Here is a 20,486-nt window from a genome sequence, read left to right as displayed (position 1 = left end):
CAACACATAGCAGCTATTAGAGATAAACAAGTCAACCATTATTAGGGAAGTACAAAGCCGAGTTTGTTTTAAGGAATGAAACTACAGTTCCCATTGCTTGAAACTTTGGTTCCCATTACTTGAAACTCTAGTTTCATACGCTTGGAACTTTTGGTTTCAAGCCTTTGGAACTACAGTTTCTCACTGATGAAACTCTGGTTTCAAGCAGTGAAACTAATTAAGAAATCAATTGATGAACTCGTAATCCGTCAGTTGATATCTTTTTTGCTTGTATTCTTTTGTCCTTTTCAGTTTTACCTTTCCTTTGGCAGCTTCCAGCGTTACTTCGTTGAATTGTCCTTTTTGGAAATCGTAACTTATACCGTCATCTTCGAGAAGGAGGAACGTTGCCGAAGGAGCGCCGTATACTTTGCAATGCAGATCGAATACGGTTTGAGCATCTACATAGGGGACAGGTGCGGCCAATGGCAATAACGTTCCCTGGCGAACGTAGAGTGGCAACTGATCTAATTCCGTCGTAATCTCATATTCACGGTTGCCTTCATATTTCTCATTGGTATTGAAGTTGTACCATGTTCCTTCGGGGAAATAGACCGTTCTCGTTTTCTTGTTCTGGTATAAAGGAGCAGCCATCAATCCGTCTCCCATCATATACTGGTCACTGATAGTGCGCAAACGTTCATCTTTGGGATAATCCATCAATAACGGACGGAAAGGAGGTACACCTTCTTTATAATATGTATAAAAAGCACTGTACAGATAAGGAATCAGCTGCATACGCAGATTAATCAGTGTACGGGCATATTCTTCATACCTCTTTGCTTCCGGCAGGAACTCGCCACGTTCGTTCTTTCCACGGTCGAATTGCAGCCACGGAGCGTATTGCAGATACCATGCATTGACCATAGCCTGCGGAGAAAGAATCACCGTTTGCAGACGATGGAAGAAATCTTCGGCAGAATGTGCCTCACGCACTTCGGGACACCACAACAGTCCTCCGAATGCCGAGTTGCAAAGTGCCTGAATGTACTCTTTGGGATCGTATGTATCACTATAAAGTACGGCGTTGCGTGAAGACATGAACATACCGGACGACCGGTAATCCTGATAGGTGCGGGTATTCTTTTCACGATAGATACTGTCCATCGCATTCACATAGAGGGAACCGAATACCTGGTGCATCTTTTCTCCGTCGATGCCCGAAGGGAACTGTGCCATATCCGGGAAGCACCATGTGGCGGAAGCAAAAGATATGTTCGAGTTGTCACATTCGTCCAGTTTGAAGCCGGAGATGCCTTCTTCTATCAGTGTGCGGTGGTAATCGGTAAATATTTTGTGTGCTTCCGGCTGGATGAAGTCCGGTACCAGTCCGTTCCATACAAGGAAATCGCCTGAGTAGGGCTCCAGCGCCTTCCGGATGGGGGAAGAAGGATGAACATACGCGTGTTCCCACAGGTTTACTTTGTATCCTTTCTGCTGCAACTGGTCCAGCATTTCTTTGTGCCTTGGAAAACGGTCGTCGCTCCAGCGATAAGAACAGGAGTAAGTGGCCGTCTGCCATCCCGGTTCGAGTCCCAGTACGTCGCACGGAATCTGTTTCTCGCGGAAATAGTTGGCAAAACGCATGACGGAGTCTTGCGTCGCATCTCCTTTGACACGGTATTTGAATCCGAGTCCCCACATCGGAGGAAGACATCCGCCGCCGGAGAGGAGGTTGTATCTCTTGACTACATCCAGCACTTCCGGTCCGGTGATGATAAATACCTCAATGCCTTTGGCGCCGGGTACGTCGATATGGACTTTATTTCCGTTGCTTCTGTTCTTATACAAGTCTTCTGTGGTGGTAGCAATGTGTTTTCTTTCTTCCGCTTGTAGTTGACGACTATGCTCGGTTTTCTGATTGGAGCCGCATAGGAAAGTGGTATACCGTGCCGTGTTGACCAGAATACCGTACCCTTTGGTAGAGACGTAGAATGTCTGCGGAGCATGTGTATATCCGAGTCCGTTCAGCGGATTGTCGTTTACTATCGGGCGCTTGCGCAGGCCACGCTGACCGAAAGTTTCGAATTGAAGTCCGAAACCGTATATTTGTTCGTTGTCCTCCAGAGGGACTTCGATCAGACAGCCACGGTCGGTTATCTTTATTTGCACTTCGTCGGGGCTGAAGGGCGGCTTTGCAGTCGGGAGTTGTTTCATTGCTTCTACGGCAGGTTTCCCGCCGAATAAGGAATAAGGGGTAAAAGTGTCAATTTCTCCCGCTTGCAGCTTGATGATTCCCGGAGCAATTTCTTCTTGAGCGGATGCTTGCCCGGCAAACAGGAGACCTACTGTGGATAGAAAAAGGTTGAGTAATAGTTTTCTCATTATAGTTTATTTTATCATGGTTATATTAAAATAGACTTTTGAAATGCGATTTTCCACTAAAATGCAATAAAAGAATATTGCAAATATAGGAATAAAACAGATGCGGTATCAAGTATTAATACCTGAGAAGTCAGATAAAGTGACCTGTCACGACATATATTAATGTTTGTGACGGGAGATATTAATATCTTCTTTTTTTGACCGTGATTCTAAAAATAAGGTTTTATATTTGTCCTTGTTTAAGAATGAAAAAGAATAAAACCATGAAAAAGAATTGTTTTCTCCTTCTCTTTTTGCTTTGTGCCTGCCTCGTTCAGGCACAGGATACGTATCGTACCGACAAGGATGTACCTTACATTTCCGGCTCCGAAACAGATGCTTATCGTCTGGAACGTTGTAAACTGGATGTTTATTATCCCGAGAATAAAAAAGATTTTTCCACCATTGTATGGTTTCATGGCGGTGGTATGGAAGGAGGAAGTAAATTTGTTCCCAGGGAACTGACGGATCAAGGCTTTGCAGTAGTGGCAGTTAATTATCGTTTGAGTCCGAAAGCAAAGAATCCGGCTTATATAGAAGATGCCGCCGAAGCTGTGGCATGGACATTCCGGAATATCGAAAAGTATGGCGGTCGCAAGGATCGTATCTTTGTTTCCGGTCATTCGGCGGGAGGTTACCTTACGTTGATTCTGGCAATGGATAAGAAATACATGGCTGCATACGGAGCCGATGCGGATAGTGTAGCTGCCTATCTTCCGGTCAGCGGGCAGACAGTCACTCATTTTACCATCCGCAAAGAACGTGGCCTGCCCAACGGAATCCCCATCATTGACGAATTTGCTCCGGTAAATAAGGCCCGCAAGGATACCGCTCCTGTTGTGCTGATTACGGGGGATAAGAATCTGGAAATGGCTGACCGGTACGAAGAGAATGCACTGCTGGCATCGGTATTGAAGAATATCGGCAATCGGAAAGTCTCTTTATATGAACTGCAAGGATTTGACCACGGACAGGTACTCGGTCCTGCCTGCTATCTGATCGTTAATTATGTGAAGAGGTTCAAGTAATAGACCTGTGATATTCTTTCATTTGATATGGATAATGTGTATATTTGCACGAAACTCATATCAAAAATGTGTAAGTTCTCACATTTCAGATATCAAAAATGTGACTCGGTATGTTTGAAAGAGGAATTATTCAGCTGTTAGTGGCTTGGAAAACGGATGTAAACAGGAAGCCTTTGGTTATTCATGGGGCGAGACAAGTGGGTAAGACGTGGGCTTTGAAGTATTTCGGTCAGAAATACTTTGAAGATGTTGCCTATTTTAGTCTGGATAAAGATGAAAGCGGACTTTGTGATATCTTTAAAACGACTAAAGACCCCGAGCGCATTATACAGCAATTGTCCTTTTTGCATGGACGAAAAATTAATCCTCAGACTACTTTGCTGATATTGGATGAGATTCAGGAGTGCAATGAAGCGCTGAACTCTTTGAAATATTTCTGCGAAGAAGCACCCGAATATGCAGTGGCTTGCGCTGGTTCTTTACTTGGAATTTACCTGAATCACATAGGCAATTCCTTTCCGGTTGGAAAAGTAAATCATCTGTCTATGTATCCGCTGACTTTTACGGAGTTTCTGAATACGAAAGATCCGGCGATGTATCAATATATGTGCTCTGTCAAAGAAATAGCGCCTCTTCCCCAAATCTTCTTCGACAAACTGCGGGAAGCCTTCATTGCCTATTCTATTTGTGGCGGTATGCCCGAACCTGCTTCTTTGATGGTTGACTTTAATGATATGCAAAAAGTGGATTCATCGCTTCGGGATATATTGAATGACTATGCTCTGGATTTTGTGAAACATGCTACACCTACGTTGGCGCCCCGTATCAATTATGTATGGAACTCTCTGCCCTCTCAATTGGCGAAAGAAAATCGTAAGTTTGTTTATCAACTGGTTCGTCCCGGAGCACGTGCGCGTGAATACGAAGATGCTATTTTATGGTTGGAACAAGCTGGTCTTGTCAACAAAGTAGTTCTGAGCAAGTCGCCTAGGCTGCCACTGAAAGCCTACGATGATTTGAGCACTTTTAAGCTCTATGCATTGGATATAGGGTTGTTGAGGCAATTGTCCGAACTGGGTGCAAGTGTTTTGTTATTGTCCACTCCCGGATATACGGAATATAAAGGGGCATTGGCAGAGAATTATGTATTGCAAAGTCTTACAGCACAATTTCAGGCTTCGTTCCGTTACTGGACTTCCGGTAATAAAGCAGAAGTGGATTTTTTACTTCAGCATGGTAATCATATTTATCCGATAGAAGTGAAAGCAGACCAGAATATAACAGGTAAAAGTCTGATTCAGTACGAGAAACTTTATCAACCTGCTTGTCGGATTCGATATTCGATGCTGAATTTGAAACAAGACGGCAATCTGATTAATATTCCTTTATTTCTTGCGGATAAGACGAAAGAGCTGCTGAATAATAACGTGGGATAAAGAATAGAGAGAAACGGCCAAGTGATGAAAAATACAGGTCATTTAAGGAAAATATCTGTGAAATGTAACGTTTCTCATAGTCTGTGAATCATTTATTATATCAGAAATCGGTCGTATTGGCTACATTTACTCCGATTTTACAAACTAATAAATAAAATAGCTATGAAGACATTAAGCAGAACTGTACTTACTCTTTTTGTTTTATCCTTCTCCTGTTTGGCAGCGATAGCCGGAGAAGTATCTTTTAAAATAACCAAGCAATATCTGAACTTCCCCATCTCCCATAAAGAGAACAGAGGAAGGATGACTTTTGAAGTAAACGGCAAGCCGGATTTATCCGTCGTTATCCGTCTGGCGCCGGATGAAGCGGAATACTGGGTGTTTAAAGATGTGTCGGCTTTCAAAGGAAAGACGATCAAGATAACCTACGACGGCAATGAGAAGGGATTGAGTAAAATATACCAGTCCGACGAAATCGAAGGACAAGCTGAACTGTATAAGGAAAAGAACCGTCCGCAATTCCACTTCACTACCCGGAGAGGCTGGATCAATGACCCTAACGGATTAATCTATTATGAGGGCGAATACCACCTGTTCTACCAGCACAATCCTTTTGAAAGAGACTGGGAGAATATGCACTGGGGCCATGCGGTCAGCAAGGACCTGATACACTGGACAGAATTACCGGACGCTCTGTATCCCGACCATTTAGGAACGATGTTCTCCGGTTCGGCAGTCATCGACTATGATAATACCGCCGGATTCAATAAAGGCAAGACTCCAGCCATGGTTGCCGCCTTCACTGCCGCCAGCAGTGACAGACAAGTGCAGGGGATAGCCTACAGCCTTGACAAAGGACGTACCTTCACGAAGTACGACAAGAATCCGGTGATTAACTCCAAGGAGAAATGGAACTCTCAGGACACACGCGACCCGAAAGTGTTCTGGTATGCGCCCTCCAAACATTGGGTACTGGTACTGAACGAGCGCGACGGACACTCCATCTATACCTCTTCCAATCTCAAAGACTGGAAATACGAGAGCCATGTTACAGGCTTCTGGGAATGTCCCGAATTGTTCGAACTGCCGGTTGACGGTGACAAAAACCACACGAAGTGGGTGATGTACGGTGCTACCGGTACGTATATGCTAGGCTCTTTCGACGGCAAAGTATTTACTCCCGAAGCCGGAAAATACTGCTATACCACCGGAAGTATCTATGCGGCCCAGACCTTTACCAATATTCCGGCAAGCGACGGCAGACGCATCCAGATAGGCTGGGGAAGAATCTCCCACCCCGGTATGCCTTTCAACGGAATGATGATGCTCCCCACCGAACTGACTTTGCGTACCACCAAAGACGGCATCCGCCTTGTCAACGTTCCCGTAAAGGAGGTCGAATCCTTGTGTAAGCCTCTTCGTTCCTGGAAATCTCTTTCTTCGGATGAGGCCAACCGCCATCTGAAAGAGTTTTATGATGCCGACTGTCTCCGCATTAAGACAACGATCAAACTCTCTCATGCCACGGATGCCGGATTCAACCTTTTCGGCCAGCGCATGATCGGCTACGACATGAACTCCAATACCCTGAACGGCCGTTTCTACTCTCCCCAAGACCCGACCAGCATGGAGTTGAGTGCCGATATTTACATTGACCGCACCTCTATCGAAGTATTTATCGACGGCGGACTGTATTCTTATTCCATGGAACGCCGCCCTGACACTAACAACAGAGAAGGACTCCACTTCTGGGGAAACCGTATCGAAGTGAAAGACCTGCAAGTCTTTTCCGTAGAATCCATTTGGTAGACGGAAATCAAAAGCTATCTTTGTTTTCAGTTATTTAAATAGGAAAGAGAATATGAAAACGCGTAGTGAAGTTTTTCAGTTTGAGAAAGAGTTGAAATGGGAGCACCCCGCTCCGGGAATCCGTCGTCAGATAATGGGATACGACGGACAGTTGATGATGGTCAAGGTAGAATTTGAGAAAGGAGCGGTCGGTACGTTGCATGAACATTACCACAGTCAGGCTACCTACGTGGCAAGTGGAAAGTTTGAACTGACCATCGGCGACCGGAAAGAGATACTGTCGACCGGCGATGGCTACTATGTAGCACCCGACGAACCGCATGGATGCGTCTGTCTGGAAGCGGGAGTATTGATAGACACATTCAGTCCCATGCGGGCGGATTTTCTGGAATAGTTCCTGATGAATGGTAGGTTACCGGATAATGATGGTATAAATTTACCACATATATGGTATTTCCTGTCAACAAAAACTGCACTATCTTTGTAATATCTTAAAACAAAGGAAATTAAAAACAGATATATATGGAAAAGATTGCAAGGAAATTGACGGATTTGATAGGTAACACTCCGTTGTTGGAACTAAGTAATTATAATAAGAGTAACGGCTTGAAGGCTCGCCTGATAGTGAAAATCGAATCATTCAATCCCGCGGGCAGTGTAAAAGACCGCGTGGCATTGGCAATGATTGAAGATGCCGAAGTGAAAGGAGTCTTGACTCCCGGCGCAACGATCATCGAGCCTACCAGTGGAAATACGGGAGTAGGATTGGCATTCGTGGCTGCCGCCAAGGGGTACAAACTGATTTTGACGATGCCCGATACGATGAGCGTAGAACGTCGTAACCTTTTGAAAGCTCTGGGAGCGGAACTTGTGCTCACTCCCGGTGCCGACGGAATGAAAGGGGCGATTGCCAAAGCGGAAGAGTTGAAAGCTGCCACTCCGGGCAGCGTTATCTTACAGCAATTTGAAAATCCTGCTAATCCCGCTATGCATCTACGCACTACCGGACTGGAAATATGGAGAGATACCGAGGGGAAAGTCGATATCTTCGTTGCCGGTGTAGGTACTGGCGGGACAATTAGCGGAGTAGGAGAAGCATTAAAGATGCGCGATCCCAGTGTGAAGGCGGTGGCGGTAGAACCTGCCGACTCTCCGGTACTGTCCGGCGGAAAGCCCGGACCTCACAAGATTCAGGGAATCGGTGCCGGTTTCGTACCGAAGACTTATAATGCTTCTGTCGTAGATGAAATTATTCAGGTGCAGAATGACGACGCTATCCGTACCAGTCGTGCGCTGGCGGAAAAAGAAGGGCTGTTGGTCGGCATATCTTCGGGAGCAGCCGTCTATGCGGCTACCGAACTGGCGAAACGTCCCGAAAACGAAGGGAAGATGATCGTAGCCTTATTGCCCGATACGGGAGAGCGTTATTTATCTACTATCCTGTACGCGTTTGAAGAGTATCCTTTGTAAAGGAACGTTTTTTTGAAAGAAATATAGAGAATAATCCTGTGGTTACTTGGCAAAACCGTATATTTGCCAAGTAACCATTTTTATTTAATACTATGCAAAACAAGACGTTAGGGATTCTGATGATTATTCTCCTGCTGTTTTCTGCCTGTAAAGATGAAGAAACTCCTCTCTCTTCAACGAAGCAATTAATCAGCTATTCGATTCAGAAGAGTGACAATCAAGGTAAAATTAAGAATGACGTGAGAGGTTCCATTAAAGGGAATGTGATAACGCTATCGATGGATCAATATGATGACTTGAAGTCATTGATTGCTACATTCAAGTATGAAGGAACATCTGTAAGCGTGAATGGAGTCGGGCAGGAATCCGGCATCACTTCGAATGATTTTTCCCGGCCGCTGATGATTCTCGTAGAAGCAGAAGACGGCAGCAGGGAACAATATACAGTCGAAGTTGTCTTGAAAGATGCGCAGGTGTTATCCGAATTTCGCTTTTTGAGAAAAGATAATGCTTTGCTGACTGCTGATGTCTCATGTACGATTGAAGATGAGACTATTGTATCTTCCTACACATTTCCACAATCGAAACTGATTCCTGTCTTTACGACTGATGCCGTGAAAGTAGTGGTAGATGATGTAGAACAGGTCAGCGGTGTGACGGAAATTGATTTCGCCTCTCCGGTCACTTATCAGTTTGTGATGCGGAATGGAGAAGTAGTCCGATACATCCTGACGCTGGACTTTATCCTGATTCCTCAGTTTACGATCACGACAGAAGACCCTAGTGTTACGGAGATACCAAGTAAGGATTATTATTTGAATGCGACTCTCACCGTGGATGGCAAAGGGATTTATGAGAACTATACAGGCAAGACGGAGGTGAAAGGACGAGGAAACTCCACATGGGGATATCCGAAGAAACCTTACCGGTTAAAACTTGATAAGAAATCTGAGATTTGTGGTTTGGGAAAAGCGAAGAATTATGTATTACTGGCTAATCATATCGATCCTACCTTGATGCTTAACTCAGTTGCCTTCAAAGTCGGGCAATTGCTGAATATTCCTTTCACTAATCATGCCATTCCGGTGGATGTGGTTCTGAATGGCAAATACAAAGGCTCCTATCTGCTGACGGAACAGATAGAAATCAAAGAAAATCGTGTGGATTTGGATGAGAATAACAGCGTGATGTGGGAGCTTGATTCCTATTTTGATGAAGATCCGAAATTCAAGTCCGAAGCATTCAATCTTCCGGTGATGGTGAAAGACCCTGATTTGACTACAGAGCAGTTTGAGTATTGGAAGAAAGATTTTAATGCATTTACCGTGCAGTTTGCAAAGGAGCCGTTAGAAGGAAATATGTATGTGGATATGATTGATATTGAATCGGTTGCAAAATATCTGATTACCTTTAATTTAGTACACAATATGGAGATTAACCATCCGAAAAGCATCTTTATTCATAAAGAGGGGAAAGGTAAATATGTTATGGGACCGATCTGGGACTTTGACTGGGCGTATGATTATGAAGGTAAAGAGACACATTTCGGGAGTTATGAAACTCCGCTCTTTTCTGATGATATGAATGGAGTGGGAACTGCTTTTTTCCAACGCTTCCTACAAGACAGTCGGGTGAGAACTATTTATAAAAACTTTTGGCAAGACTTTAAGTCAAATAAATTAAATGAGTTGTTGCAGTATATAGATGATCAGGCCAAGCTTATTAAACCATCTGTAACGAGAAATAGTGAATTATGGGAAAACACCCGTTCCTTTGATGCGAAAGTGATAGAACTGAAGAATTGGTTGAAAAATAGGGCAGAGTATATAGATGGTGAAGTAAATCAATACTGATAGAGTTTCATATATTAGCATTTCACTTCTCAGTCATTAACACTTGACTTCTCAGATGTTAATACTTGTCGTATCAGGTATTAACACCTGAGAACTTGAGTATTAATGCCTGATAGACTGACTTATAACATCATGAAAACCAAGATTTTGCAGGTGATTCCATGAGATTTGTACATCTCATGGCTTTTCGTCTGCCCGCAGACCGAAAACTTTTCCTGTCATCTGATCTACAGGTACTTTCCATACTTTGACATTCCGTACGGCAGGATCGGAATAGCTGAACTGATCCTTTGTGTAATGGCGCATGATAATGTCCAGTGCATGACGTTTTTCCTCCATATCTTCTATGAATTCTACTTTCCCACGGCACATGGCACTCTCCGAGCGCATACTGTAGCTGCAAGCTACCTGCTTGTGCTGATAGACAAGTTTGTGTCCGAGGCTGAACGTGATACACACGTTGTTATTACGTTGCAGCATTTCTATCTTTCCCCCTTCGGGACCGGAATGGAGGTAAAGAGTATCGTTTTCATAACCGAAGTTCATAGGAACTACGTATGGATTGCCTTCTAAGTCTGTTATGCCTACAAAGCAGGCATCAGCTTGAAGAATAATGGATTCGATTCGTTGCTTGTCTTCGATAACGATTGTTTTCATTCTAATGTCGGTTTTTACAGGTTTGTGCCAAGCCTCTGGCACAGTTGTGCCACCGCATTGGCACTACTATGCCAAGCCCTTGGCACAAGCGTGCCAATAGAGTGGCACAGAAGAGTATACTATTAATCCGTTTTTACAGTACTTGTTTCTATTTCTCAATCAGCGCAAAGTCTAATTGCTTCTTCTCCAGATTGGCGCGTGCCACGCGAATGGTGATGGCATCTCCCAAACTGTATATCTTGTTCTTACGGCGTCCGCGGAGGCAATAATTCTTTTCGTCGAATTCATAATAGTCATCGTCCAGATCACGGATAGGAACCATGCCTTCACATTTGTTCTCGTTGAGTTCAACGTAAAGGCCCCATTCCGTAACACCGGAGATCACACCGTCATAAATTTGTCCGAGACGTTCGCTCATGAATTCTACCTGTTTGTATTTGATAGAAGCACGTTCGGCATTGGCTGCAATCTGTTCCATGTTCGAACTATGGTCGCAGAGGTCCTCGTACTTGCTTTCGGATACGCTACGACCGCCGTCCATATACTTCGTAACCAAGCGGTGTACCATCATATCCGGGAATCGGCGGATGGGTGAAGTGAAGTGGGTGTAATAGTCGAATGCCAGTCCGTAATGGCCGATATTGTGCGTAGAATAACGCGCTTTCTGCATGGCACGGATCGATACGGTTTCAATCAGGTTTTCCTCTTTCTTGCCGTGAATATCGTCCAGCAAATGGTTGATAGACTTTGATATATCTGTTTTCGTTCCGCTTGTACGTACCTTATAGCCGAAGCGGGCGATGAACTGTGACAGGTTTTCCAGTTTTTCCGGATCGGGCAGATCGTGGATACGATAAGGAAGTACTTTGGCTTTTTTGTTCTTGGGTACACGTCCCACTTTCTCTGCTACTGTCCTGTTGGCGAGCAGCATGAATTCTTCCACCAGCTTGTTGGCATCCTTGGACTCTTTGAAGTATACGCTGATAGGTTTTCCCTTTTCGTCGATTTCAAACTTCACCTCGTAGCGGTCGAAGTTGATGGCTCCTGCTGCGAAACGTTTCTCACGAAGTGCTTTGGCGATGGTGTCCAGCATGAGAACTTCTTCTTTAAAATCGCCCGTTTTCGTTTCGATGATCTGCTGCGCCTCTTCGTAAGTGAAGCGACGGTCGGAGTTGATGACGGTATGTACGATGCGGGAGTCTTTTACTTCTCCTTTCTCGGTGATGTCGAAGATGACGGAGAATGCGAGTTTCTCTTCATTCGGACGCAAGGAGCAGATGAAGTTACACAGGCGTTCGGGAAGCATCGGAATGGTGCGGTCCACCAGATAAACGGAAGTCGCCCGCTTTTCTGCTTCTTTGTCGATGATGCCGCCTTCTTTTACATAGTGAGTCACATCGGCGATATGTACGCCTACTTCCCACAATCCGTCTTTGATGGGGCGGATCGAAAGTGCGTCGTCGAAGTCCTTGGCGTCTTTCGGGTCGATGGTGAAAGTCGTTACCTTACGGAAGTCTTCGCGTCTGGCTATCTCTTCCGGAGTAATTTCTGCGGGAATCTTATCGGCTGCTGTTTCTACCGCTTTCGGATATACGTAGGGCAGGCCGAACTCAGCGAGGATGGCGTGCATTTCTGTTGTATTGTCTCCTGCTACACCGAGGATGTCGATCACTTGTCCGATAGGATTCTTTGCCTTGTCGGGCCATTCGGTTACTTTCACGATTGCCTTGTCGCCGGTTTTTCCTCCTTTCAGCTTCTCTTTCGGGATGAAGATGTCGTTGGCAAGCGTACGGTTTTCCGTAACTAAGAAGGCATACGACTTGGCTACTTCCAGTGTACCTACAAAGGTGTCATTGGCACGTTCCAGAATCTCGATGACTTCTCCTTCCGCGTCTTTATTCTTCCGCTTGGCGTAGAAAGTGATCTTTACTTTGTCATTGTTCATGGCATGTGCCGAATTGCGTTCGGCAACAAAGATCGGATCGCCTCCACCTTCGGGGATAAAGGAGTTCTTTCCGTTGCTCTTGCGTTGGAAGGTACCGATCATCTCCGTTCCGTGATTGTTGAGGCGGAACTTTCCTTTTTCAATTTCGGAAATATAATCGTCATCTGAAAGGTCGTGTAACAGATCAGCGCATAGCATTTTCTGCGGATGGGTAGTGAGATGCAACTCCGAGAAAATATACTTCATACTAAGCGTTTCGCTGGGTTTGGCATGGAAAAAGTCTATCAATAACGCTGCCAGCTCTTTCTTACTCATTCTTTTGCCGGCCTTTTTCTCTTTCTTTTCTTTCTTTTTCGCCATAATGTATAGAATTGATTTATTTGAAAATTCTTTGATGGGAGTACAAAGTAAACAAATATTTGAATTTGATAGTTATGAATTGGATAAAACTTTCGCTGACTTCGATAATTTCGTCCTTATTAAAATAAAAAGCATCCCTCCTGAATCACTTCGGTAGGAATGCTTATAAGATTGAGAAATGTAAAATGGTTTTTGTTTCATTTTTATTGTATCTTTGTGGCATCATTCTTTTCTTATACATCGAGGTTATAATTAATGGAGAGTATCTTAATAACAGGAGCAAGCGGATTTATAGGAAGTTTTATTGTCGAAGAGGCATTAAAACGAAAGTTTGGTGTGTGGGTGGGGATTCGTCCCACCAGCAGCAAAAAGTACTTGAAGAACCGGAAGATCCATTTTCTGGAACTGGACTTTGCTCATCCCAATGAATTGCGTGCCCAACTCTCCGGACATAAAGGAACCTATAATAAGTTTGACTATATCATCCATTGTGCGGGAGTCACGAAATGTCCGGATAAGAATACTTTTGATTATGTGAATTATCTCCAGACCAAATACTTTATTGATACCCTGAAAGCGTTGAATATGGTTCCGAAGCAATTCATCTATATCAGTACGCTGAGTGTATTCGGACCTGTACGCGAAAAAGATTATTCGCCGATAGAAGCCGGTGATGTCCCGATGCCAAATACTGCTTATGGTCTTAGCAAGCTTAAGGCTGAACTTTATATTCAGAGTATTCCCGGTTTCCCTTATGTTATTTATCGCCCTACAGGAGTTTACGGTCCTCGTGAACTGGATTATTTCCTGATGGCGAAGTCCATCCGGCAGCATGTTGACTTCTCTGTCGGCTTCCGGCGGCAGGACCTGACTTTTGTTTATGTAAAAGACATTGTGCAGGCCATCTTTTTAGGAATAGAAAAAAAAGTGACTAGAAGAGCCTATTTTCTGACTGACGGGAAGGTGTATAATAGTCGTGTATTTTCGGACTTAATACAAAAAGAACTGGGTAATCCGTTTGTTATTCATGTGAAATGTCCATTAATTGTGCTAAAAGTTATATCTTTGCTCGCTGAATTCATTGCAACACGTTCCGGCAAGAGCAGTACGCTGAATTCTGATAAATATAAAATAATGAAACAACGTAACTGGCAATGTGATATAACCCCTGCCATTAATGAGTTAGGGTATGCTCCCGAATATGACTTGGAGAAGGGAGTCCGTGAAACCATTGACTGGTATAAAAACGAAGGATGGCTTTAGACTTATTTAAGCGAGTGGAAACCCGGAAGGGGTTGTTTGCTGTGGAGAAGATAACATTGATTTATAATCTGTTGACCTCCATTTTGATTCTGTTCCTGTTTCAGCGAATGGATCATCCATGGCACATGTTGCTGGATAGGGCGATGATCGCTGCAATGACTTTCCTGCTGATGTATCTTTATCGGCTGGCTCCTTGCAAGTTTTCGGCGTTTGTACGTGTTGCTATTCAGATGAGCCTGCTTTCCTACTGGTATCCGGATACGTTTGAGTTTAACCGGTTCTTTCCGAATCTCGACCATGTGTTTGCCATAACCGAGCAGTTTATCTTCAATGGGCAACCTGCTATCTGGTTCTGTCATACATTCCCGCATCTTTTGGTCAGTGAAGCATTCAATATGGGATATTTCTTTTATTATCCGATGATGCTCATTGTGACGGTGTTTTATTTTATCTATAAGTTTGAATGGTTTGAGAAGATGTCGTTTGTACTGGTAACTTCTTTCTTTATCTATTATCTGATTTATATCTTTGTTCCGGTAGCAGGGCCGCAGTTCTACTTCCCAGCTATAGGTTTTGATAATGTATCTAAAGGAATTTTCCCGGCCATCGGCGATTATTTCAATAACAATCAGGAGTTACTTCCCGGTCCGGGCTATCAACATGGCTTCTTTTACAGTTTGGTAGAAGGTTCGCAGCAAGTGGGAGAGCGTCCTACGGCAGCTTTCCCCAGTTCGCATGTCGGTATTTCTACCATTCTTATGATTATGGCATGGCGTGGCAGTAAGAAGTTGTTTGCCTGTCTGATCCCTTTCTATATGCTGCTTTGCGGGGCTACAGTATATATTCAGGCGCACTACGTTATCGATGCGATCGTAGGTTTCTTCTCTGCATTCTTGTTGTATGTTGTGGCGACGTGGATGTTCAAGAAGTGGTTTGCGCAGCCGATGTTTAAGTAAAACTAATCTAAAAGAGAATTTACTTTTTCAGGAATTGTTTCGAATATCCGGAACAATTCTTCTTTCGTTTCTGCCCGCAACATGGCAATACGAGTCTCTTTAAAATTAGGAATCCCTTTGAACAACGGACTGGCAGCCAAGTGGCGGCGCACGTGCAAGATGCCCCTGCGTTCATCAAGCAGATTCACACTGTCAATCACTTCCTGGCGAAGTACCTCCATACACCATTCAAAGCTGAGTGGCGGCAATTCCTCCCCCGTTTCCAGATAATGCTTTACTTCCTTGAATATCCAGGGACGTCCGAAGCTGGCACGACCGATCATGACTGCATCTACTCCGTAACGGTCAAAACACTCCTTGCAGCGTTGAGGTGTTGTCACGTCTCCGTTGCCAATGATAGGAATGTGCATCCTTTGATTGTTCTTCACTTCTCCGATCAGTGTCCAGTCCGCTTCTCCGGTGTACATCTGCGCACGGGTTCTACCGTGAATGGTTAGTGCGGCAATGCCGCAATCCTGTAGTTGTTCTGCCAGATCTACAATGATTTTATTGTTGGCGTCCCATCCTAAACGGGTTTTCACTGTCACAGGTATTTTGACTGCGTCCACTACGGCACGGGTAATTTCCAGCATCTTCGGAATATTTTGCAGCATTCCTGCTCCTGCTCCTTTTCCTGCTACTCTCTTCACGGGGCAGCCGAAGTTTATGTCGAGAATATCGGGCTGCGCCTGCTCTACGATCTTCGCAGCTTCGACCATCGTTTCCGTATCTTTACCATAAATCTGAATGGCTACAGGGCGTTCTTCATCGCTGATACTCAGTTTCTGTGCAGTCTTGCTGACAGCGCGTATCAGTGCATCGCTCGATACAAATTCAGTATATACCATGTCAGCTCCGAACTTTTTGCACATTAGGCGGAAAGCAGGATCTGTCACGTCCTCCATCGGGGCGAGTAGTATAGGGTGTTCTCCCAGGTCTATATGGCTTATTTTCATAATCGATACTTCTTTTTGCGGTGCAAAGGTACGGATAAAAACTGAAAGAACTATTTGTTGAGGTAAGTTTCACGGATACGGATTAATTCGTACCTTTGCATTCTCCTATCACATTTTAATGATTATCAGATAGTAAAATGAATATAAAAGATTTTGAAATAATGGCGCCTGTCGGTTCGCGTGAATCCCTTGCGGCAGCCATTCAGGCTGGAGCCGATTCTATCTATTTTGGTATAGAAAACCTTAACATGCGTGCCCGTTCTGCCAATACGTTTACCGTTGATGACTTGCGTGAGATAGCTCAGACGTGTGATGAACATGGAATGAAAAGCTATCTGACCGTTAATACCATTATCTATGATAAGGATATTCCTTTGATGCGTACCATTGTGGACGCGGCTAAAGCGGCAGGAATATCAGCGGTGATCGCTGCCGATGTAGCGGTAATGAACTATGCCCGTCAGATCGGTCAGGAAGTACACCTGTCTACTCAATTGAATATATCGAATGCGGAAGCCTTGAAGTTCTACGCCCAGTTTGCCGATGTCGTAGTGCTGGCCCGTGAGTTGAATCTGGAACAGGTGGCCGAGATTTATCGTCAGATTCGGGAAGAGAATATCTGCGGTCCGAGCGGAGAGCAGATTCGTATTGAAATGTTCTGTCACGGTGCCTTGTGCATGGCAGTCTCCGGTAAGTGCTATTTGTCTCTGCACGAAATGAATCACTCGGCCAATCGGGGTGCCTGTATGCAGGTATGCCGTCGTTCTTATACGGTTCGCGATAAGGAGACGGATGTGGAACTGGATATCGACAATGAATATATCATGTCACCGAAAGACTTGAAGACCATTCATTTTATGAATAAGATGATGGATGCGGGTGTGCGTGTATTCAAGATTGAGGGACGTGCCCGCGGTCCTGAGTATGTGCGTACGGTGGTGGAATGTTATAAAGAAGCGATAAAGGCCTATCTGGATGATACGTTTACAGACGAAAAGATTGCCGCTTGGGATGAACGTCTGAAGGCAGTCTTTAACCGTGGCTTTTGGGATGGCTACTATCTGGGACAACGCTTGGGCGAATGGACACGGAATTATGGTTCGGCCGCTACGGAACGTAAAATCTATGTGGGCAAAGGTATCAAATACTTCTCCAATATCGGTGTCTCTGAGTTCTTGGTAGAAGCTGCCGAAGTCAGTGTAGGTGACAAGCTGCTGATAACGGGACCTACCACCGGCGCAGTCTTTATGACACTGGACGAAGCGCGTGTCGATCTGAAGCCGGTAGAGACGGTAAAGAAAGGTCAGCGTTTCTCAATGAAATCAGAGAAGATACGTCCCAGCGACAAATTATATAAATTGGTATCTACCGAAGAATTGAAGAAATTCAAGGGACTTGATGTAGAACAGAAAAGAGGATAAACGATGAGCCAGTATATCTACGAATTGGAGATGAAGGTGCGTGATTACGAATGTGACCTTCAGGGGATTGTCAACAATGCCAATTATCAGCATTATCTGGAGCATACCCGCCACGAGTTTCTGACCTCGGTAGGTGTTAGTTTTGCGGCGTTGCATGAACAGGGAGTCGATCCGGTAGTGGCACGTATCAATATGGCTTTCAAGACTCCGTTGAAGAGTGGGGATGAGTTTGTCTCCAAACTGTATATGAAGAAAGAAGGCATCAAATACGTATTCTATCAGGATATCTTCCGCAAAAGCGATCAGAAAGTAGTAGTGAAATCCACTGTTGAGACGGTATGTGTGGTAAACGGACGTTTAAGTAACAGCGAATTGTTCGACAATGTCTTTGCTCCATACCTGAAATGACCGATAACGAACAAGAACAAATATATAGCATCGCTCTGACAATGGTGCCCGGTATCGGGCACATTGGAGCGAAACGTCTGGTAGAGGGCATGAAGAGTGCCACCGATGTGTTCCGCTTCAGGAAAGAACTGGCGCAGCGATTATCCGGAGTACATGAACGGGTGTCGGGTGCACTGGACTGTCCGTCAATTATTGCCCGTGCCGAACAGGAACTTGTATTCCTGCAAAAGAATCATATCCAGTGCCTGACTTTTCATGATGAGGCGTATCCTTCCCGCTTGCGGGAGTGTGAAGACGCTCCTGTTGTACTGTTCTATAAGGGAAATGCCGATTTGAACGCTCTCCATATCATTAATATGGTGGGTACCCGCCACGCTACTGATTACGGTACACAACTCTGTACTACTTTCCTCCGTGACTTAAAAGCTTTGTGTCCTGACGTATTAGTTGTCAGCGGCCTTGCTTACGGCATTGATATCAATGCCCACCGGAGTGCATTGGACAATGACTTGCCTACAGTCGGCGTGTTAGCTCACGGACTGGACCGTATTTACCCTTCTCTTCATCGTAAGACAGCCGTTGAAATGCTTGATAAAGGCGGATTGCTGACAGAATTTCCTGTCGGTACAACACCGGATAAACACAATTTTATCAGTCGCAACCGTATTGTGGCCGGTATGTGTGATGCTACGATTGTGGTAGAATCGGCTGCCAAAGGCGGCTCTCTGATCACAGCCGAGCTTGCGGAAAGCTATCACCGCGACTGTTTCGCCTTCCCCGGTCGTGTGACCGATGAATATTCAAAAGGATGTAACCAACTGATCCGTGACAGTAAAGCATCCCTTCTGTTGTCTGCCGAAGACTTGGTGGAGGCGATGGGATGGACGTTGGATTCACATCCGGCAAAGGTAGAGAATGTACAGCGCAGCCTGTTTCTGGAACTGACAGAAGAGGAGCAAAAGGTAGTTCATACGTTGGAAAAACAAGGAAACTTACAGATTAATACCTTAGTGGTAGAGACAGATATTCCCGTACATAAAATGAGTGCAATTCTCTTTGAACTGGAAATGAAGGGAGCCGTACGGGTATTGGCAGGAGGAGTTTATCAATTATTATAAATCTAATAACCAACCTAAAACAATTTGAAATGAAACGACATTTTCTAGTATTCATGGCAGCAGTATGCCTGTTATCCGTTCAGAACACACGTGGACAGCAAATGGTGCCTGCGCAGAAAATCTCCGCAACACCTGCTGCCGGCACACAAATGACTCTTGCACAAGCTGATGGGATTGCTTTTCGTGTACTTTCTTTTTCTGAGGCTTTAAAAAGAGCGGAGGTGGAAGACAAACTGCTTTTTGTCGACTGCTTCACGACTTGGTGCGGTCCTTGCAAGAGGTTATCCAAAGTAGTTTTTAAAGATTCCCTGGTTGCCGATTATTTTAACCGTCATTTTGTGAATCTGAAGATGGACATGGAGAAAGGTGAAGGAGTGGAACTCAGAAAGAAATATGGGGTACACGCATATCCTACCCTTCTTTTCATTAATTCAAGCGGTGAGGTCGTATACCGACTGGTAGGTGCTGAGGATGCTCCTGAATTGCTGAAGAAAGTGAAACTGGGTGTAGAGTCCGGTGGACTTTCGGGACTTAAGAAACGTTATGAAGCTGGTGACCGTGACTTGGCTTTTATCTGCGGATATATCAATGCGCTTTCTGCTGCCAACCGTGAACAGGAGGCAGGAAAGGTGGCAGCTGATTTCCTGCAGGGAAGAGAGCAGAAAATGCTGGAAGATGAAGATTACTTTTTGGTATTCTATTACTATGTGCATGATGTTAACTCTTCCGCATTTCAGTATGTGGTAAACCATCAGAAAGAAATTGCTGACAAATTTCCCCGTCAGGGTGCTTCTCTCGACCGCAGACTACTTGAAGACTGGATAGCCGGTTCATATGCCTATCTGACAGTGGACGAGTCCGGTCACTGTACGTTTGACGAACAGGGACTGGATGCCTACGTGGCGAAGATGAAACAGATGAATGTGGCGGAAGCTGACATGATAGGCGAGAGTCTGCGCCTCAGCAGAGACGGTATAATGAAGCAATGGGATTCATTTGTGAAACGTGGCGATAAGATACTTGCTTCGCACACCATTTTGGGTGACGAAGGGCATTTATTGCAATGGGTGAACTGGCTCAATAAGGAATGTGCAGATATGTCATTGCGTGAGAAAGCTGCTCAGTGGTGTGATAAAGCCTGCGAAGAATTGATAAAGAAGAATGAGGAGATCAAAAAGAACTTGCCTCCCGGAGCTATTCCGGCCATCTCCATGGTAGACCATAAAGGGCAGTTACTACAAGTGGCAGAGAAGCTGAGAAAACTGATGCAACAAAGTTGAGACCCTGTAGGGATTCATAAATAAGAGGGTGAATTCTAAGTCCTCTCCAAACAATATCTATAAAATCTTACCCAAGTTTACGAA

At 44.7% G+C, this 20,486-nt stretch carries 16 protein-coding genes; 12 read left to right on the top strand and 4 right to left on the bottom strand.

Annotated features, from left to right (window positions below):
• Nucleotides 1-225 precede the first annotated feature (225 nt).
• Nucleotides 226-2,364 (bottom strand): TIM-barrel domain-containing protein, encoded by a 2,139-nt coding sequence (locus tag KTR07_RS25910; RefSeq protein ID WP_008761699.1) that lies wholly within the window; start codon nucleotides 2,362-2,364, stop codon nucleotides 226-228.
• Between the two features lie 263 nt (nucleotides 2,365-2,627).
• On the opposite strand from KTR07_RS25910, the gene KTR07_RS25905 reads away from it, so the two are divergent.
• The 6 genes from KTR07_RS25905 to KTR07_RS25880 all read left to right on the top strand — a co-directional run bounded on the left by KTR07_RS25905 (nucleotide 2,628) and on the right by KTR07_RS25880 (nucleotide 9,999).
• Nucleotides 2,628-3,431, top strand: a complete 804-nt coding sequence (locus KTR07_RS25905) for an alpha/beta hydrolase (RefSeq protein ID WP_032814311.1) — start codon at nucleotides 2,628-2,630, stop codon at nucleotides 3,429-3,431.
• A 110-nt stretch (nucleotides 3,432-3,541) separates the two neighbouring features.
• A complete protein-coding gene (locus KTR07_RS25900) occupies nucleotides 3,542-4,867 on the top strand; it encodes an ATP-binding protein (RefSeq protein WP_008767347.1) in 1,326 nt (441 codons plus the stop codon).
• A 162-nt stretch (nucleotides 4,868-5,029) separates the two neighbouring features.
• Entirely contained in the window at nucleotides 5,030-6,676 is a 1,647-nt protein-coding gene (locus KTR07_RS25895; RefSeq protein ID WP_011108622.1) for a glycoside hydrolase family 32 protein, read from the top strand.
• A 52-nt stretch (nucleotides 6,677-6,728) separates the two neighbouring features.
• Nucleotides 6,729-7,070, top strand: a complete 342-nt coding sequence (locus tag KTR07_RS25890) for a cupin domain-containing protein (RefSeq protein WP_011108621.1) — start codon at nucleotides 6,729-6,731, stop codon at nucleotides 7,068-7,070.
• A gap of 128 nt (nucleotides 7,071-7,198) precedes the next feature.
• A complete protein-coding gene (gene cysK / locus KTR07_RS25885; protein WP_008761704.1) occupies nucleotides 7,199-8,146 on the top strand; it encodes a cysteine synthase A in 948 nt (315 codons plus the stop codon).
• Between the two features lie 92 nt (nucleotides 8,147-8,238).
• Nucleotides 8,239-9,999 (top strand): CotH kinase family protein, encoded by a 1,761-nt coding sequence (locus KTR07_RS25880; RefSeq protein WP_117981545.1) that lies wholly within the window; start codon nucleotides 8,239-8,241, stop codon nucleotides 9,997-9,999.
• 177 nt (nucleotides 10,000-10,176) lie between these two features.
• On the opposite strand, the gene KTR07_RS25875 is transcribed toward KTR07_RS25880, so the two are convergent.
• Together KTR07_RS25875 and rnr are read right to left on the bottom strand one after the other, a co-directional pair.
• Nucleotides 10,177-10,656 carry a pyridoxamine 5'-phosphate oxidase family protein gene (locus KTR07_RS25875; protein WP_008767342.1) on the bottom strand — a complete coding sequence of 160 codons (480 nt, stop codon included), beginning with the start codon at nucleotides 10,654-10,656 and terminating at the stop codon, nucleotides 10,177-10,179.
• Between the two features lie 148 nt (nucleotides 10,657-10,804).
• On the bottom strand, nucleotides 10,805-12,961 hold the full coding sequence (rnr, locus tag KTR07_RS25870) for a ribonuclease R (RefSeq protein ID WP_008767341.1): 2,157 nt from the start codon (nucleotides 12,959-12,961) through the stop codon (nucleotides 10,805-10,807).
• A gap of 255 nt (nucleotides 12,962-13,216) precedes the next feature.
• On the opposite strand from rnr, the gene KTR07_RS25865 reads away from it, so the two are divergent.
• Both KTR07_RS25865 and KTR07_RS25860 read left to right on the top strand, forming a co-directional pair.
• Nucleotides 13,217-14,224 carry an NAD(P)-dependent oxidoreductase gene (locus KTR07_RS25865; protein ID WP_113748022.1) on the top strand — a complete coding sequence of 336 codons (1,008 nt, stop codon included), beginning with the start codon at nucleotides 13,217-13,219 and terminating at the stop codon, nucleotides 14,222-14,224.
• On the top strand, nucleotides 14,215-15,180 hold the full coding sequence (locus KTR07_RS25860) for a phosphatase PAP2 family protein (RefSeq protein ID WP_008761715.1): 966 nt from the start codon (nucleotides 14,215-14,217) through the stop codon (nucleotides 15,178-15,180). Before KTR07_RS25865 ends, KTR07_RS25860 begins: the two co-directional genes overlap by 10 nt.
• Nucleotides 15,181-15,182: 2 nt before the next feature.
• Here KTR07_RS25860 and dusB read toward each other — a convergent pair whose 3' ends face one another.
• A complete protein-coding gene (gene dusB, locus KTR07_RS25855) occupies nucleotides 15,183-16,175 on the bottom strand; it encodes a tRNA dihydrouridine synthase DusB (RefSeq protein ID WP_011108618.1) in 993 nt (330 codons plus the stop codon).
• 137 nt (nucleotides 16,176-16,312) lie between these two features.
• Between dusB and KTR07_RS25850 the strand changes: the two genes are divergently transcribed.
• Genes KTR07_RS25850 through KTR07_RS25835 form a run of 4 tightly spaced genes read left to right on the top strand, consistent with a single transcriptional unit; the run spans nucleotide 16,313 to nucleotide 20,402 of the window.
• Nucleotides 16,313-17,596, top strand: a complete 1,284-nt coding sequence (locus KTR07_RS25850; protein WP_008761719.1) for a peptidase U32 family protein — start codon at nucleotides 16,313-16,315, stop codon at nucleotides 17,594-17,596.
• A gap of 3 nt (nucleotides 17,597-17,599) precedes the next feature.
• On the top strand, nucleotides 17,600-18,004 hold the full coding sequence (locus KTR07_RS25845; RefSeq protein ID WP_008761720.1) for a thioesterase family protein: 405 nt from the start codon (nucleotides 17,600-17,602) through the stop codon (nucleotides 18,002-18,004).
• Entirely contained in the window at nucleotides 18,001-19,122 is a 1,122-nt protein-coding gene (gene dprA, locus KTR07_RS25840; protein ID WP_008767337.1) for a DNA-processing protein DprA, read from the top strand. Before KTR07_RS25845 ends, dprA begins: the two co-directional genes overlap by 4 nt.
• A 29-nt stretch (nucleotides 19,123-19,151) precedes the next feature.
• Nucleotides 19,152-20,402 carry a thioredoxin family protein gene (locus KTR07_RS25835; RefSeq protein WP_008767336.1) on the top strand — a complete coding sequence of 417 codons (1,251 nt, stop codon included), beginning with the start codon at nucleotides 19,152-19,154 and terminating at the stop codon, nucleotides 20,400-20,402.
• Nucleotides 20,403-20,486 lie beyond the last annotated feature (84 nt).

This window comes from Bacteroides sp. MSK.20.82, from assembly GCF_019052485.1.
Taxonomy (GTDB): domain Bacteria; phylum Bacteroidota; class Bacteroidia; order Bacteroidales; family Bacteroidaceae; genus Bacteroides; species Bacteroides thetaiotaomicron.
Note: the sequence above shows the minus strand (reverse complement) of the source record. Positions and strands in the feature narration are given on the sequence as shown.